This window comes from Stappia sp., from assembly GCF_040110915.1.
In the GTDB taxonomy this organism is placed as follows: Bacteria; Pseudomonadota; Alphaproteobacteria; order Rhizobiales; family Stappiaceae; genus Stappia.
Genome location: NZ_CP157793.1, coordinates 1777551 through 1793764, shown reverse-complemented (window position 1 = coordinate 1793764; position 16214 = coordinate 1777551). Strand labels below are relative to the sequence as shown.

At 68.3% G+C, this 16214-nt stretch carries 13 protein-coding genes; 4 read left to right on the top strand and 9 right to left on the bottom strand.

What is annotated here, in order from left to right; all coding sequences use genetic code 11:
- Positions 1 to 43: 43 nt before the first annotated feature.
- The 6 genes from ABL312_RS07865 to parE form a co-directional block, all read right to left on the bottom strand.
- A complete protein-coding gene (locus tag ABL312_RS07865) occupies positions 44 to 1102 on the bottom strand; it encodes a diguanylate cyclase (RefSeq protein WP_349360832.1) in 1059 nt (352 codons plus the stop codon).
- Between the two features lie 215 nt (positions 1103 to 1317).
- Positions 1318 to 2817: a DEAD/DEAH box helicase gene (locus tag ABL312_RS07860; RefSeq protein WP_349360831.1), complete on the bottom strand. Its 1500-nt coding sequence runs from the start codon at positions 2815 to 2817 to the stop codon at positions 1318 to 1320.
- A gap of 164 nt (positions 2818 to 2981) precedes the next feature.
- A complete protein-coding gene (locus tag ABL312_RS07855) occupies positions 2982 to 3404 on the bottom strand; it encodes a hypothetical protein (RefSeq protein ID WP_349360830.1) in 423 nt (140 codons plus the stop codon).
- Between the two features lie 118 nt (positions 3405 to 3522).
- On the bottom strand, positions 3523 to 3951 hold the full coding sequence (locus ABL312_RS07850) for a YqaA family protein (protein WP_349360829.1): 429 nt from the start codon (positions 3949 to 3951) through the stop codon (positions 3523 to 3525).
- Positions 3948 to 4649: a sulfotransferase family 2 domain-containing protein gene (locus tag ABL312_RS07845; protein ID WP_349360828.1), complete on the bottom strand. Its 702-nt coding sequence runs from the start codon at positions 4647 to 4649 to the stop codon at positions 3948 to 3950. The genes ABL312_RS07850 and ABL312_RS07845 overlap by 4 nt, the downstream gene beginning before the upstream one ends.
- Before the next feature lie 150 nt (positions 4650 to 4799).
- On the bottom strand, positions 4800 to 6863 hold the full coding sequence (parE, locus tag ABL312_RS07840) for a DNA topoisomerase IV subunit B (protein WP_349360827.1): 2064 nt from the start codon (positions 6861 to 6863) through the stop codon (positions 4800 to 4802).
- A gap of 805 nt (positions 6864 to 7668) precedes the next feature.
- Between parE and ABL312_RS07835 the strand changes: the two genes are divergently transcribed.
- Positions 7669 to 8523, top strand: coding sequence for a tetratricopeptide repeat protein (locus tag ABL312_RS07835; protein WP_349360826.1), 855 nt, complete (start codon positions 7669 to 7671; stop codon positions 8521 to 8523).
- 245 nt (positions 8524 to 8768) lie between these two features.
- On the opposite strand, the gene ABL312_RS07830 is transcribed toward ABL312_RS07835, so the two are convergent.
- The 3 genes from ABL312_RS07830 to ABL312_RS07820 form a co-directional block, all read right to left on the bottom strand.
- The gene (locus tag ABL312_RS07830) at positions 8769 to 9134 is read right to left on the bottom strand and encodes a hypothetical protein (RefSeq protein WP_349360825.1); all 366 of its coding nucleotides are present in this window, start codon (positions 9132 to 9134) and stop codon (positions 8769 to 8771) included.
- A 78-nt stretch (positions 9135 to 9212) separates the two neighbouring features.
- The gene (gene xth, locus ABL312_RS07825) at positions 9213 to 9995 is read right to left on the bottom strand and encodes an exodeoxyribonuclease III (RefSeq protein WP_349360824.1); all 783 of its coding nucleotides are present in this window, start codon (positions 9993 to 9995) and stop codon (positions 9213 to 9215) included.
- Positions 9996 to 10024: 29 nt separating this feature from the next.
- Positions 10025 to 10402, bottom strand: a complete 378-nt coding sequence (locus ABL312_RS07820) for an iron-sulfur cluster assembly accessory protein (protein ID WP_349361367.1) — start codon at positions 10400 to 10402, stop codon at positions 10025 to 10027.
- Positions 10403 to 10673: 271 nt separating this feature from the next.
- Between ABL312_RS07820 and ABL312_RS07815 the strand changes: the two genes are divergently transcribed.
- The 3 genes from ABL312_RS07815 (at position 10674) to ABL312_RS07805 (ending at position 16196) form a co-directional block, all read left to right on the top strand.
- On the top strand, positions 10674 to 11891 hold the full coding sequence (locus ABL312_RS07815) for a deoxyguanosinetriphosphate triphosphohydrolase (protein WP_349360823.1): 1218 nt from the start codon (positions 10674 to 10676) through the stop codon (positions 11889 to 11891).
- Positions 11892 to 12019: 128 nt separating this feature from the next.
- Positions 12020 to 13786: an arginine--tRNA ligase gene (gene argS / locus ABL312_RS07810; RefSeq protein WP_349360822.1), complete on the top strand. Its 1767-nt coding sequence runs from the start codon at positions 12020 to 12022 to the stop codon at positions 13784 to 13786.
- 67 nt (positions 13787 to 13853) lie between these two features.
- On the top strand, positions 13854 to 16196 hold the full coding sequence (locus tag ABL312_RS07805; protein ID WP_349360821.1) for an SPOR domain-containing protein: 2343 nt from the start codon (positions 13854 to 13856) through the stop codon (positions 16194 to 16196).
- Positions 16197 to 16214 lie beyond the last annotated feature (18 nt).

Genomic DNA, 16214 nt, shown 5'->3' with positions numbered 1-16214 from the left:
CAGACGGCGGATCGAGAAAGGCAGGAGAGAGGGCGGCGGTCGCTCAGGCGACGCGGGAATCGTTCTGGACGTCGGGGTCGGTCTCGCAGCGCACCAGATTGCGGCCGGCCGCCTTGGCGGCATAGAGCGCGGCGTCGGCGCGCGCGATCATCGACTGGGTCGTGTCGTCCTTGGTGAAGGAGGACACGCCGATGGAGATCGTGATGCGCCCGAGGTTCTCGCCCGTGGAGCGCTTCACCAGTTCCTTCGACAGAACGGCGCGGCGGATGTGTTCGGCGACCGTCACCGCCTGGCGCAGCGAGGTATGGGGCAGGAGCACCGCGAACTCCTCGCCGCCGTAGCGGCAGGCGATGTCGTGGCCCTTCACGTTCTGCTTCACGGCAAGCGCGACGAGGCGCAGCACCTGATCGCCGGTCTGGTGGCCGTAGGTGTCGTTGAACTTCTTGAAATGGTCGATGTCGGTCAGCAGCAGCGACAGGGGTTCGCCGGTCTCGGACGCATCGCCCACCATCCGGTCGATCGTGTGGTCGAAGTGCTTGCGATTGCTGAGCGTGGTCAGCTCGTCGGTGAGCGATTCGTAGCGGATCGCCTCCAGGCTCTCCTGCAGTTCCTCGATCTGGCGGCGTGAGTCCATCAGTTGGGTCTGCAGCGCCTTGTTTGAGGCGGAGGTGTTCTTCGTGGCCTTGAGCATATGCCCGACGAGCTTCTTCAGCTTCACCGGGTCGTCGAGATCCTCGAGCTGCTCCTGCGCGCCTTCGAGCGAGGCGCCATACTCCGAAACGCTGTCGACGCTCTGGCCCAGAATGTCGACCATGTCGGCGATCTCGTCCGAGATGCGTTCGCCAACCTCGTCGATCCGGTCGCCCAGCTTCGTCGGCGAGAGGAAGCTGTTGTAGATCTGCTGGAGCTGTTCGGTGGTGATGTGACCGGCCTTGCCGGCGATATCGTTGATCGCGCGATTCAGCGAGTGATTGAATCCAGCCGCGTAAGTGTACCAAAGTTCATAGAAGCGCGGATAAGCCGGCAAAACGTTCTTGCGAATATACTTGAGTGCGGTTTCGCCGTAGACGATGGTCCGCTTGTGATCGTCTTCCTGAGCCATTCAAGGTCCCACACGCCGTCGCAGCCGTCGAAACTTCACCGCGCTCGCAGCCTCCCTAATAGTCCGTCATTTTGTCATTGAAGGCTTAAGGGTCGGTTAAGGCTGCTTGCTACGTGAAACCACTTATACACCACGGTGCGGCGGGCTCATAGGCGCCCCGGCAAAAAACCGGGCGCGCCTGGACCGCGCCTGGTACGCGAAGGTGAGCGTGGGCCTCAGCTTGCCTTTTTGGGCCGCGTGTCTCGCAGGAGAAAGGCGGGCACATGATCCCCGAGGCCGATCACAGGCTCGTCGTCCCTGTCCTGACCGCGACGCCGCTTGGAGCCCGAGGGGCGCGAGCGGCCCTCGTCGTCCTTGCGCTTGGGCATGTTGCGGCGCGCCTCCCTCGGCGGGGTCTTTTCCGCAGCAGGGGTTTCGCTGGCACTGGCGCCTTGCGGCTCTTCCGAGGGCGCCTTGTCGCCGCCGCCAGACCGGCCGGAGGACTTCGACCGCGTGCGGGAGGGCTTGTCGGAGGAGGCTTCCGAGGCCGCCTTGCCCCGGCCGCCGCCGCGCCGGTTGGCCTTGCGTTCCGCTGCCGCCGCCTCGAAGTCGATCGGCTCGCCGATCCAGGGGAGGTCGCGTTCGATCAGTTTCTCGATGCCTTGCAGATACTTCTGATCCTCGGCCGTGACGATGGAGATCGCCGTGCCGCTGCGTCCGGCGCGACCCGTGCGGCCGATCCGGTGGACGTAATCCTCCGAATGAGTGGGCAGGTCGTAGTTGAACACATGGCTCACCGCGGGAATGTCGAGACCGCGGGCCGCCACGTCACTTGCGACGAGGAGGCTGAGTTCGCCCTTGCGGAACTGGTCGAGCGTCGCCATGCGCGAGCGCTGGTCCATGTCGCCATGCAGTGCGCCGACGGAATACTCGTGGCGCTGCAGGGAGCGGAACACGGTCTGCACGTCGCGCTTGCGGTTGCAGAAGATGATCGCGTTCGTCAGGTCGACGGCGTCGTCGACGAGCCCGCGCAGCACCGCACGCTTGTCGAAGTCCTTGCTTCCCGACCCGATCACGCTCTGCGTCACCGTATCGGCGGTGGAAGACGTGCGTGCCACCTCGACGCGTGCCGGATTGTGCAGGAAGGTGTCGACGAGACGCTGGATCTCCGGCGGCATGGTGGCCGAGAAGAACAACGTCTGGCGCGTGAAGGGGATCAGCTTGCAGATGCGCTCGATGTCGGGGATGAACCCCATGTCGAGCATGCGGTCGGCCTCGTCGATGACGAGGATCTCGACGCCCTGCAGCAGCAGCTTGCCGCGCTCGGTGTGATCCAGCAGGCGGCCGGGCGTTGCGATCAGCACGTCGACGCCGCGGTCGAGCTTGCGATCCTGGTCGCCGAAGGAGGTGCCGCCGATCAGCAGCGCCACGTTCAGCTTGTGATTGACGCCGTACTTGTTGAAGTTCTCCTCGACCTGCGCCGCGAGTTCGCGCGTCGGCTCGAGGATGAGGGTGCGCGGCATGCGCGCCCGCGCGCGGCCCTTTTCGAGCAGCGTCAGCATCGGCAGCGTGAAGGAGGCCGTCTTGCCGGTGCCGGTCTGGGCGAGGCCGAGAACGTCTCGCCGCTCGAGCACATGCGGGATGGCGGCGGCCTGAATGGCTGTCGGGTCGGTGTAGCCGGCCGCCTCGACGGCGGCGAGGACTTTCTCGCTCAGTCCAAGTGAGGAAAAGGACATATGACCTTTGGTGCGTACGGAGAAACGATGCCGGCGCCCGACATTTGCGGACCACGGCTGGTTTGACGCGCACACTACAGACACAAGGTCAATTGTCAATGTCTCAAAGTCGCCCGCTGTACTGGCGAACTATTGCGCCGGGTCATCGCGGCCCGGCGCCGCGCTCAGTTACTTGCCGGCTGGAAGACGTAGGAGGCGGCGTCCTCGCCCTCCCAGAAGAGCTCGTAGGTGGTGTCGGTGCCGTCGCCGCCGCGCAGGTCCACGAAGACCGCGATGCCGAGGGTATCGCGTTCGCTGCGCAGGTCGGTGACGCGGCCGGGGAGCGGTGCGCCGAGATCGGTGACCTCGACCGGCGGCGTTCCGGCGCCGCCGGTCTGCACGAACAGGCGATCGCCGGCGTCCTCGCGCACGACGACGAAGCTGGTGTCCTCGCCCTGCGGGCCGGGGATGCGGGTGAGGGCGCGGACCTCGCCCGGCAGTGCGGCGACGATGTCGGTGATGGCATCGGCAAGCGCCGCCGGGTGCGGCGCAGCGGCGCTGAAAGTGCCGGCGAGAAGAAGGATCGGCAAGATTGGAGATACGCGCATCGTTACCCCTCGCGACGTCGGCCCATGTGTCCGGGTTTCCAAGGTTTCGGGTTTCTCCGGTGCAGCCTAAGCGCGGGAACCGGCCGGGTCCACCCGGCGCGCGTCCGCGCGGAGCGGGTTACACCGCTCCGGGTTGCGCAAGAAACGCAATCGCGGCGTAGCGCGCGGTCTTGCCGGTGGCGACGAGCAGCAGGAACGGCCAGAAGGGCACGCGCAGCAGGCCGGCGACCAGCGTCAGCGGGTCTCCGATCACCGGCAGGAACGCGAAGAGCAGCGACCAGCGTCCGTAGGCGTTGAAGCGGCGCGCGGCGGCCTCGATCTGCGCGGCGCGAAAGGGAAACCAGCGCCGCTCGCGCCAGTGGTAGAGATATCGGCCGAGCACCCAGTTCACGAGCGAGCCCAGCGTGTTGCCGACGGCCGCCGTGGCGACGAGAACGCCGGCCGGGACCTCGCCCGCGGCAAGGGCCGCCAGAAGCATCACTTCCGAGGAAAAGGGCAGAAGCGTCGCGGCGAAAAACGCCCCGAAGAACAACGCTGGCAGGGTCACGTGATCGGCATGCCACCGTAGAACAGCGCGAAATCCCGACGATAGCGGTGACGCAGCGCACCGACCAGCGCCGGGTCGAGCGTCGCGACCACCTCCGCGATCTCCCGCTCCTCCGCGTCCCGGGGTGGGGCGAGCGGCCCGATATCGACGCCGCAACACCGCTCCACGCGCGTGCGCAGTCGGGCCCAGTCCTCGATCCGGTTTTCGTGGCGCACCACGTGATCCGGCAGCATCCGCCCCTTGTGGGTCAGGATGCTTGCCTGGCTGCGATAGGCGTTGGAACTGCGCTCGTCGGGAATGCTGCACACGCGGGCGGCGAAGGCGGTGAAGCTCATGCCTGGCTGAAAACCGAGATAGACGCCCGAGGGCGGGATGGCCTGGCCCCGGTCGAGATCGTGGATGTAGCACGCGGCGAGACGGGCCACGGGATCGCGCACCGCGGCGAACACGATGGCGTCGGGATGTCGGCGGGTCAGCTGGCGGGCGGACAGGAGCACGAGCCCGTCGGCCCAGGTGGTCAGCGTTCCGGTTGCGTATCGCGGCTCCGGCGCGGTGGCGTGGTCCGGGGTGTCGAGGCCGGCCGGATACTGCCGGGTGAGGTTCAGCAGAGCCCGGCGGATCCCTTCGTTGGCGGCGTTCGGGCAGCGGCCATAGGCCAGGCCGACTTCCGGGATCACCAGAAAATGGTGATCGTGCATGGGCCGCAAGCGCCGTTCATATGCTTTTCGGATCGCCCTGAGCACCGTCGCCTGCTTTCTTCCTAAGCGTTTGCCTGCCTCAACCCGTGCCCGCGTTTCATGTCATGCGTGCATCTGCGTATCGTTCCCGCCTGATTGGCAGGTGCCGTCTCAAATGTCCAGTTCCTCGGCGAACTCCGCGTTTTCCTGAATGAACAGGAAGCGGGCCTCCGGCTTGTTGCCCATCAGCCGCTCGACGGTCGACCGCGTCGCATCCGTCTCGCTCTCCTCGATGCGGACCTGCAACAGCGTGCGCTTCGACGGATCCATCGTGGTCTCCTTCAACTGCGCCGGCAGCATTTCGCCGAGGCCCTTGAAGCGACCGATGTCGACCTTGGCGTTCTTCTTGAACGCGGTGGCCAGAAGCTGGTCCTTGTGCGCGTCGTCGCGCGCATAGAGCGTCTTGCCGCCCTGGGTCAGCCGGTAGAGCGGCGGGGCGGCGAGGAAGAGGTGGCCCTGGCGGATGAGGTCGGGCATCTCGCGGTAGAAGAAGGTGATCAGCAGCGAGGCGATATGAGCGCCGTCGACGTCGGCGTCGGTCATGATCACGATCTTCTCGTAGCGCAGGTCGCTCTCGCGATACGCCGATCCGGTGCCGCAGCCGAGTGCCTGGATCAGGTCCGCGAGCTGTTGGTTGGACACCAGCTTGTCGCGCCCCGCGCTGGCCACGTTGAGGATCTTGCCGCGCAGCGGCAGCACCGCCTGGGTCTTGCGGTTGCGCGCCTGCTTGGCGGAGCCGCCGGCCGAATCGCCCTCGACGATGAAGATCTCCGAGCCCTCCGCCTGGCCGGAGGCACAGTCGGCGAGTTTGCCCGGCAGGCGCAGCTTGCGCACCGCCGTCTTGCGGGCGACGTCTTTCTCCTGGCGCCGGCGCAGGCGTTCCTCGGCCCGGTCGATCACCCACTCCAGCAGCTTGTTGGCCTGGTTGGGCGCCGCCGTCAGCCAGTGATCGAAGGCGTCGCGCACGGCGTTCTCGACGATGCGGGTCGCTTCCGAGGTGGCGAGCTTGTCCTTCGTCTGGCCGACGAACTCCGGCTCGCGGATGAACACCGACAGCATGGCGCCGGCGGAGGTGAGAATGTCGTCGCCGGTGATCAGCGAGACCTTCTTGTTGCCGATCAACTCGCCATAGGCCTTGAGCCCGCGCAGCAGCGCATAGCGCAGGCCGGTCTCATGGGCGCCGCCTTCGGGCGTCGGGACCGTGTTGCAGTAGGACTGCACGAAGCCGTCGCCGGCGAACCATGTCACCGCCCATTCGACGGAGCCGTGGCGCCCGGTGTCCTTGGTGCTGCCGGCGAAGATGTCGTCGAGAACGCGGCGTTCCTTGCCAAGCGCGTCACCGAGATAGTCCTTCAGCCCGCCGGGGAAGTGGAACGTCGCCTCGGCGGTGACGTCGTCGCGCCCGGTGACCAGTTCCGGCGCACAGCGCCAGCGGATCTCGACGCCGGAAAAGAGATAGGCCTTGGAGCGGGCCATCTTGAACAGGCGCGCCGCCTTGAAGGTCGCGCCCTTGCCGAAGATCTCCGGGTCGGGGCGAAAGCGCACCAGCGTGCCGCGCCGGTTCTGTACGTCGCCGACGCACTCCAGCGGGCCTTGCGGAATGCCGCGCTGGAAGCGCTGGCGGTAGAGCTTGCGGGCGCGTGCGACCTCGACCGTCAGATCGTCGGACAGCGCGTTGACCACCGAGACGCCCACGCCGTGCAGGCCGCCGGAGGTCTCGTAGACCTTGCTGTCGAACTTCCCGCCCGCATGAAGCGTGGTCATGATGACCTCGAGCGCCGACTTGTCCCGGTGCTTGGGGTGCGGGTCGACGGGGATGCCGCGTCCGTTGTCGGTGACCGTCAGATAGCCGTCCGCGCCGAGGCTGACCTCGATCCAGCTCGCGTGGCCGGCGACGGCCTCGTCCATGGAGTTGTCGATCACCTCGGCGAAGAGATGATGCAGGGCGCGCTCGTCGGTGCCGCCGATGTACATGCCGGGGCGGCGGCGCACCGGCTCGAGCCCTTCCAGGACCTCGATGTGTTCCGCCGTGTAGTCGCCGTCCGACGCAGGCGCGGACACGGAGGCGACGGCACGCGCGGGGGCGGCCTTCGCCGCGGCGCCGGCTGCGGCAGGCGTCCGCTTCGGCCGTGGGGCTGGCGCGGCGTCTGAAAACAGGTCGTCGTCTGTGCTCATAGAGTGCCCAATCGAAGGGCGAAGATGCCCGTTACGGACGGTCGCCCCGCCCGAATCGGTCCCGATTCTGCCAAGCGTGGGGGCTGCGGCAAAGCGTTTCGCCATGCGACGTCGCGCAAACCGTTCTTCAACGCGTTGGCGCTATCATCTTTGCGATGTCGAGACAAGCGCCGCGCGGCGGCGGCACGAAGGGAGGAGGAGCCGATGAAATCCACCGGCAAATTGAAGATCGGAGTGCGGAACCGCTTCGCGGGAGGGCGGCTCGATCTGGTCGCGGCGGCACTGCTTGCGATCAATGCCGTCGTGATCGCGGTGGCCGGCTAGATCGGCCCGCCGAAGGTCCGGGGCCGCCCGGGCGCGTTCCCCTCGAAGGCGCCGTTTTCCCACCGTGGGGCGCTGCCGTCCGCCATTGTGGCGAGGGTGCAACACCTGCGGCGATTTGGACTCAGTCACGGGAATATGCCCCGTTTCGGCCATGTTTGGCAGGCGAATGATAGCGCTCGGTTCCGGGCCCGGCCCGCGGCGCTCCGACGCTCGGCGGCGCCTCTCCGAGGAGCCGTGTCGCAGGGCCATTTCGTGGCCGGCTTCGCGACAAAATGCGGCCACCGTAATGCTGTAGCGGTAATGCCGTGGCGAGGGGGCCTGGATCGGCAGACGGTCGGCGTGGCGACGGCGACCGTCTTGGCAAAACCTGCGAGGGCCTCGCAAGCGCGGCAATGCGCCGCGATCCGGCGGGGCCGGACGGACGAAAAGACTTCGCGGGCGCACCCGGCTCACGGTCGGGTTGGGGCGCATGAGGCGTTAGATGATGCGGATCACTGTTTCGCGCTGTATCGGCGCGCTGCTGCTGGGCCTTTGTGCAACCGCACCTGCGGTGGCGCAGGACAGCGCGGCGGATGCCGCGGCCCGAATGTCGGGCGCGCTTCCCGATGCGAGCGATCTTTCCCCGGGCGAGGCCCTGCGGGCCGGAACCCGGTTTTACTACGCGGGCGAGAAGGAACTCGCCCTCGACAGCCTGCGTTTCGCGGCGGAGAAGGGGCACCCCCTCGCGGCGTGGAAGCTCGGGCGGATGTACGCCCATGGCGATGGCGTCCAGGAGGACGACATCAAGGCGTTCGAGTATTTCCGCCAGATCGCGACCGCCTATGCCGACGACAGCCCGACGTCGCCGCGCGCGCCCTTCGTGGCCAGCGCCTTCGTGGAACTGGGCTCCTATTATCTCACCGGCATCACCGACAGCGCGATCCAGCCGAATGTGGCCCGGGCGCGCGAGATCTTCACCTATGCCGCCTCCTATTTCGGCGATGCCAACGCGCAGTACCGGCTGGGGATCCTGTTCCTCGACGAGAGCGACCGCGATCCGCGAATGGCGGCGCGCTGGCTGAAGCTCGCGGCGAAGAAGGGGCATGTGCCCGCGCAGGCCCGGCTCGGGGCGTTGCTGTTCGACGGCGACTTCCACGGCACCGACAACCGGATCACCGGGCTGATGTGGCTGACCATCGCGCAGCGGCGCAGCGGCGGCGCCGATGCGGGCTGGATCTCGGAGCTGCACGAGCGCCGGTTCGGCCTCGCCGACGAGACGGTGCGCCGCAACGCGACCGCGCTCGCGGACCGCTGGATGGACCGCAACACGGCGGTGGTGGCCGACGCCCATCGGTGATCGCCGGCCGGCGTCCGCTCGCCGGCGTCCGCTGGCCGGGCAACCTTCCGGCGACCTGGCGAAATGGCAATTTCGGAGATGTGGGGCGTCTGACAGCGGACAACCGCGCCCTTGCGTCAGGCAGGTGCGACCTTCAATTGAAAGAGACCCTCACTCGAAAGAGGGGTGTCGAGCGGGCTGTCGAAAGAGGTCACACGCGCAGGCGCCGGCCGCCATGGCCGCGCGATCCAGTCTGGTCGGGTGCCTCACATCGTGGGACAGCCGACGTCCAGGAATATCCAGCTGGTGTTGTTGAGGGTCATGTCGCAGCGCGCGAGGCGCGGGCCCTGCGGTCCCTTGAGACAGGCGATTTCGCCGATCTGGTAATCCTCGCCACGGAAACGGCAGGTGCAGGGCACATTCGGCTTCGGCAAGGCGCTTGATGCGACGGTCGCGGTCGTGCCCGTATCCGTGACGGTGGCCGTCGATCCGGACGCGGCCGGGGCGTCGGCGGCGTGTGATCCGCCCGACGGTATCGAAAGGCCGGCCAGAAGGGCAAAGAGCGCAACCATAGTCACGTCGCGTCGTGTCGTCCCGATGGTCGGTCGTATGATCGAATGCCGGATGCCCATACGTCATCCTAGCACGAATCGCGGTGGTTTCACGGCAAGGATGGCGGCGTGTTCGCCCGCCCGGTGCGCGCGTGCGCGTCAGGCGGCGAGCGTCACCCAGACCGGCACGTGATCGGAGGGCTTCTCCCAGCCGCGCACATGGGCGTCGATGCCCACGCCGTCGAGCCGGTCGGTCGCCTCCGGCGACATCAGAACATGATCGATGCGGATGCCGTTGTTCTTCTGCCAGGCGCCGGCCTGATAGTCCCAGAAGGTGAAGACGGCCTCGTCCTGGTTCGCCAGTCGCACGGCGTCGGCCAGGCCGAGGTTGGTCAGCGCGCGAAAGGCACTGCGGCTTTCGGGCTGGAACAGGGCGTCGTCGGTCCAGTTCTGCGGATTGCGGGCGTCGCGCGGCTCGGGGATGACGTTGTAGTCGCCGAGCAGAAGAAACGCTTCTTCCCGCTCCAGGCAGGCCCGGGCGTGGCGTTCGAGCCGCGCCATCCAGTCGAGCTTGTAATCGAACTTCTCGGTGCCGAGGGGGTTGCCGTTCGGCAGATAGAGGCAGCCGACGCGCAGCGGGCGTCCCTCGTGGGCGAGCGTGGCTTCGATGTAGCGGGCCTGGGTGTCGGTCTCGTCGCCGGGCAGGCCGCGCGAGACGTCGTCCAGCGGCACCTTGCTGAGGATGGCGACGCCGTTGAACCCTTTCTGGCCGTGGGTCTCGACGCGGTAGCCGAGCTCTTCGAACGCCGTGCCCGGAAAGGCGTCGTCCACCGACTTGATTTCCTGAAGGCAGGCGATATCGGGCGCGGCTTCCTCGAGCCAGGCCAGAAGGACGTCGTGGCGCGCCTTCACGCCGTTGATGTTCCAGGTCGCGATTTTCAAGCGGTCCATCCGGCGTGCGGGAGGGGAGGTCAGATCGAGAAGCTGGTGCCGCAGCCGCAGCCGGCGGTGGCCAGCGGATTCCGGATCTGGAAGGACTGGCCCATGATGTCGTCGACGAAGTCGATGACGGAGCCGCCCATGTACTCCAGCGAGACCGGGTCGATCAGCACGGTCGCGCCATCGCGCGCGAGCACGATATCGTCGTCCTCACGGCTTTGCGTCAGATCGTATTTGTACTGGAAGCCCGAGCAGCCGCCGCCCTCGACGCTGACGCGCAGCATCGTGCCGGCCGGCTCGTCGGACAGGATCCGGGCGATGCGGCGCACGGCCGAATCGCTTAGGGACACGCCGGTGGCTTGCTCCGCGACGCGGTCCCCGCTTGTGCTCGTGGTGGTCATGCTATCCATGGTCATGGTCGTGACCTCATGTCCTCTCCCCGTGCGCGGTGCGCAGCGGGAGGCCGCGCGCCGGCGGCCGGAGTTGCGTGTGTCTCGACGGGACCGCTCGGCGGAGGCGATTGCAAACACCGGTTCCGCCAGCGTCATCCCTGTGCAAGACGTTACCAGATAGGTATGAACACGGCGAGCCTGCGTCAACCGCGCCGGGGCGTGCCGCAAGGGCCGCACCCGGGATCCGGCGGGGGCGGGCGACGGCGGACCGGGACAACGGGGAGAGCAGATGATCGCACCGCTTGGATATGGCGCTCAGCCGCGCGCGCCCTATGCCACCGATCCCGGCGCGAGCGCCGGGCGGCTGCACCGCGAGCCCGAGAGCCCGACGCGCACGCCCTATCAGCGCGACCGCGACCGCATCATCCACTCCACCGCCTTTCGCCGGCTGAAGCACAAGACGCAGGTCTTCGTCTATCACGAGGGCGATCATTTCCGCACTCGGCTGACGCATACGATCGAGGTGTCGCAGATCGCGCGCTCGCTCGCCCGCGCCCTGCGGCTCGACGAGGATCTGGCCGAATGCCTCGCGCTCGCGCACGACCTGGGGCACACACCCTTCGGACATGAGGGCGAGGACGTGATGGACGCCTGCATGGCGCCCTACGGCGGCTTCGACCACAATGCGCAGTCGCTGCGCATCGTCACCAGTCTGGAGCTCCGCTATGCCGAGTTCGACGGCCTCAACCTGAGCTGGGAAACGCTGGAGGGGCTGGTCAAGCACAACGGTCCGCTGGTCGACGGCACCGGGGCGCCGCTCGGCAAGTTCGCGGGCTCCGAGCTGCCCTTCGCCATTCGCGCCCATGCCCGCCGCCAGGACCTGCGGCTCGACACCTGGCCGAGCGCGGAGGCGCAGGCGGCGGCCATCGCCGACGACATCGCCTATGACGCGCACGATCTCGACGACGGGTTGCGCGCCGGGCTCCTGACCATCGAGCAGATCCGCGACGTGCCCTTCCTCGCCGACATTCTGGCCGAGGTGGATGCGCGATATCCGGATCTGGAGACGCCGCGCCGCATCCACGAGATCGTCCGCCGCTCGATCACGCGGATGGTGGAGGACGTGATCGCCGAATCCGTGCGCCGCATCGCCGAACTGACCCCGTCGAGCGTGGAGGACATCCGTCAGGCCGGCCGGCCGATCGTTACCTTTTCCGAGGGGATGCGCAGCGCGGAAAAGGGCGTGAAGGCGTTTCTCTTCGCCAATCTCTACCGCAACGAGGCGGTGCTGGCGGTCCGCCGCCAGGTGTCGGCGGTGGTGCGGGAGCTGTTCGACGCCTATGTGGCGCGCCCGCAGGACATGCCCGAGGAATGGCGGCGCGGCGTGGGCCCGGACGAGCCGGAACGGCTGGCGCGTCGGGTCTGCGATTTCGTCGCCGGAATGACCGACCGTTTCGCCATCGACGAGCACCGGCGCCTGTTTGACCACACCCCGGAATTGGGGTAGGTCGCGCGCCAATCGTCCCGTTTGTCCGCACGCCGACGTGTCAGGCCGCCGTTTCGGGTGTCATGCCCCGCGACGACCGTGCCGGAGCGTTCGTGCCGGAGCCCGTGGGCCCGCCTGAGAGAGCAGCGATGAACATCTTCACCCATTATGCCGACCTCGTCCGTTCCGCCGTCCAGCGGCTGCATCCGGAGGCGGATCTGACGCCCGAGATGCTGGCCCGCTGCGTGGTGGAGCCGCCGCGCGACAGCGCGCATGGCGATCTGGCGACCAATGCCGCCATGGTGCTGGCCAAGCCGCTGAAGGCGAAGCCGCGCGACATCGCCGAGGCGCTGGCGGGCGAGCTCAAGGGGCGCGACGGCATCGAGACGGCGGAGGTCGCGGGGCCGGGCTTCCTGAACTTCCGCCTGTCGGGCGAGGTGTGGACGCAGGTGCTGCGCGCGGTGCTGGGCGCGGGGGGCGATTTCGGTCGCTCCACCATGGGCGGCGGGCTGAAGGTCAACGTCGAATATGTTTCCGCCAATCCGACCGGACCGATGCATGTCGGCCATTGCCGGGGCGCGGTGGTGGGCGATGCGCTGGCGCAGCTTCTCGCCTTCGCCGGCTACGACGTGACGAAGGAATATTACATCAACGACGCGGGCGCGCAGATCGACGTGCTCGCGCGCTCCGCCTTCCTGCGCTACCGCGAGGCGCTGGGCGAGGAAATCGGCGCGATCCCCGACGGGCTCTATCCGGGCGACTATCTGGTGCCGGTCGGCCGGGCGCTGGCCGAGGCGCACGGCCGCGCGCTGCTGGACATGGACGAGGCGGACAGCCTCGCCCTCGTCAAGGAGTTCACCGTCGCCGCGATGATGGATCTGATCCGCGCCGATCTGGCGCTGCTCAACGTCCACCACGACCTGTTCTTCTCCGAGCGCACGCTGCACGCCCGCGACGACTCCAACGGCTCGGAGATCGACAAGATGCTCGATGTCCTGCGGGCGCGCGATCTCGTCTACGAGGGTACGCTGCCGCCGCCCAAGGGGCAGGTGCCGGAGGACTGGGAAGACCGCGAGCAGACGCTTTTCCGCGCGACCGAATATGGCGACGACATCGACCGGCCGCTGAAGAAGTCCGACGGCAGCTACACGTATTTCGCCGCCGACGTCGCCTATATGCTCTCCAAGTACGAGCGCGGCTTCCGGGAGATGATCTTCATCCTGGGCGCCGACCACGGCGGCTACGTGAAGCGGCTCGAGGCGGTCGGCCGGGCGATCTCTGACGGCGACGCGCGCGTCGTGGTGCGGCTGTGCCAGCTGGTGAAGCTCTTCCGCGCCGGCGAGCCGGTGCGCATGTCGAAGCGGGCGGGCGATTTCGTCACGCTGCGCGACGTTGTGGAGGAGGTTGGCCGCGACCCGGTGCGCTTCATGATGCTCTTCCGCAAGAATGACGCGCCGCTCGATTTCGACTTCCAGAAGGTCACCGAGCAGTCGAAGGACAACCCCGTCTTCTACGTTCAGTACGGCCATGCCCGCTGCCGCTCGGTGCTGCGGCAGGCGCGCGAGGAGATGCCGGATATCGACACCGCGCCGGCCGCCCTTGCGACAAGCGATTTCTCGCTGCTGAGCGACGAGGGGGAGCGCGACATCGCCGCGCGCCTCGCCGCCTGGCCGCGGCTTGTGGAAAGCGCCGCGGAAGCACACGAGCCGCACAGGGTCGCGTTCTACCTGCACGACCTTGCCAGTGCCCTGCATTCGCACTGGAACAGAGGCAAGGATTTGCCGCAATTACGTTTTATTAACCCTGAAGATCGACAACTAACATTGGCCCGCCTAGGTCTCGTACATGCGGTCTCTTCGGTTCTTGCCTCGGGTCTCTGCCTGTTGGGCGTGGCGGCGCCGGAAGAGATGCGGTGAAGGCGGAGGGGTAATGCGGCGGCAGGCGATGTGCTGCCGCCGATGAAGCGGGAAAGTTCAGTACATCATGACCAATCGTTCGAACCATCCGCAGAGCGACCCGAGCGATCGTGACGCGGAGCGGTCCCTCGGAAATGGTCACGGCGGCGTCGAGGAAGATCCGCTGGTCGAACTGGCCCGCATCGTCAGCGAGGGGAACGATCAGTTTCGCCCGGTGGCGCGCGCGGAGCCGCAGTTCGAGCCGCCGCAGCCGGCGGAGAGGCCGGCCGAGGCGCAGCCGGATTATTCCGTGGCCGATCCCTATGCCGCCGATCCTTATTCGGTTGATCCCTACGCGTCCGACGCTCATGCCGCCGGATCGCGCGCGGTGCCCGCCGGCGCGGGTGAGGCCGGCGGATACGAGGTTCGCGGTCCCGATTTTCACGACACGTCGCAGCCGGGTTCCGACTGGGATGTGCAAAGCCCCGTCGCGGCGCCGCAGGATCCGTATGCGCGCGACGCCTATGCCTCCGAGTTCGACGCCCTGGAACCGCATGCGGCCGACCCGCAGGCCGCTGATCCCTACGCCGACGCGCGGGGCGGTGACGCTTACGGCGATGATGGCGCATCCGGTTATGCACAGCCCGAGTACGGTGAAAACTGGTCCGGCGATGCGTGGTCCGCCCCGGGGGCGGGGCCTGCCGAGGCCTACCAGCCCGCCGTCGAGGATCCGGCCTCAGGGGAGTGGGGCTATGATGCGCCCGCCGGCGACGCGCCTGCCGATGACGTGCATGGGGACGACGACCCGCTGGCGCCCGGCGCGCTGGAGGCGAGCCTGGCGGGTGTCTGGCAGGAGCCGGCACGCGGTCCGCAGGTGGGCGAGCACGCGCCGGTCGAGCCGTCCTTCGCGGACGATGCCGCGAGCGTGGCGGCCCCTGGCCGCCGGGGGCTCACGGACGATCTGACCGCGTCGCTCGAGGATGAACTGCTTCAGGCGCTGAACGCGCCGCGCGCGCCGGAGCCGGTTGCCGCGCCCGCCGACGACTGGGATCTGCGTCCGGCCGAGGACGACGGCGGTTTCGACGATCTGCTGATGGCGCCGGAGGAAAACGCGCCGGCTGCGCGCCACGACCGGGCCGCGCCGGCCTATGCTGCCGTCGACGCGCGCCATGACGCGCGGCAGTTCGAGGATCCGCGCTTCGACGAGGCGCTCCATGAGGATCCCCGCTACGACGATCCCCGCTACGAGGATCCGCAGGAAGCGCCGCCCCCGCCGGGTGGCTATGATCTCGATGCGGTGGCCCAGGCGATGCGCGAGGGCGATCCGAAGCTCGGCGGGCATGGGGTGCTGCCGCCGCACTCCGAGGAGGAGATCGCCGCCGCTCCCGAGGAGAAGTCGCGCAAGGGGCTTTACGCGGCCGCTGCCGTGCTCGGGGTCGTCGTGATCGGCGGCGGCGCCTTTGCGCTGCTCGACTTCGGTGGCGACGCGCCGATCGGTCCGCCGCCCGTCATCACGGCCGAAACCGCGCCGATGAAGGAATTTCCGGACGGCGAGGCGCGCTCCGACAGCGGTCAGAGCAAGCTGATCTACGACCGCGTCGGCGGCGTGGAGACCGAGCGCGAGGAGCGCCTGGTGCTGCCCGACGACACGCCGGTCGCCTCCCTTCCGCCGGCTCCGGTCAACGGGGCGGGAACGGGTGCCGACGGCAGTGCCGCGCCCGGCGGTCCGCGCCGGGTGCGCACGGTGGTCGTGCGCCCGGACGGCACGATCATCGCCGGCGACGAGCCGGTGGCAAGCCCGTCCCAGTCCGCGCCGACCCAGCCCGCCGCTCCCGCGTCATCCGCACCGTCTGCAACGCCCGAGGGGCCGCGCACGGTGCGCACGACGCCGATCACGCCCGACGCGGGCGCGGAGACCGACCCGGCCCGCGTGCCGACGGCCGCACAGCCCGCACCGCAACCGGTCGCGGACGCGCCGACGCCGGCGGGCGATGCACCGGGCAACGTGCCGCGCACCAAGCCTGAGAACATCGCGGCGATCGCCGAGGCCGCGAGCCCGCCGCCGACCATCGACCGGCCGGCGGCCGCCGCGCCGCGCGCCGGGACGGCGCCGCTCGATCTGACGGCCCAGGCCGGGCAGCCCGCTGCCGCGCCGAGCGCGCCGCGCACGGGGACGATTCCCTCCGGAACCTATGTCGTGCAGGTGTCCTCCCAGCGCAGCGAATCCCAGGCGCAGGCCGCCTTCGCCAATCTCCAGTCGCGCTTTTCCGGCGTTCTGGGCGGCGTGACGCCGGTCATCCAGCGCGCCGATCTGGGCGATCGCGGCACCTTCTACCGGGTCCGTATTCCGGCCGGGTCGCGGGGCGAGGCGAACGATCTGTGCGAGCGCCTGAAGGCCGCCGGCGGCGATTGCTTCGTGCGTCAGAACTGACAAGGCCGGGCCGCGAAC